Source organism: Alkalibacterium sp. m-11, assembly GCF_054658155.1.
Window position 1 is genome coordinate 1 of the sequence record NZ_BAAGIR010000513.1, and the last position, 255, is coordinate 255.

1 protein-coding gene is annotated in these 255 nt (G+C 40.0%); it reads left to right on the forward strand.

Features of this window, described 5'->3' with window-relative positions; all coding sequences use genetic code 11:
* The coding region (locus tag ACYQ2O_RS13385; protein ID WP_459796839.1) for a DDE-type integrase/transposase/recombinase at window positions 1-255 on the forward strand (255 nt) is incomplete at both ends.

Sequence of the window (255 nt, forward strand, 5' to 3'; positions counted from 1 at the left end):
TATATGATGTTCATCAAGTCAAGGTATCTCATCAAACCATTTTAAATTGGGCTGAAGTGATCTCCTTATGGGTTAAGCCGTTTACGGAGAATTATCCTTACCAGTTATCTGATCAATTTTGTGGAGATGAAACCTATATCCGTATCGGCGGAAAATGGCACTACCTGCTTTTCTTTTTTGACGCTGTGAATAAGATTATCCTGTCTGATCACATTTCTGCTCACAGAGATACAGAAGCGGCGATTGAAGCCTTGC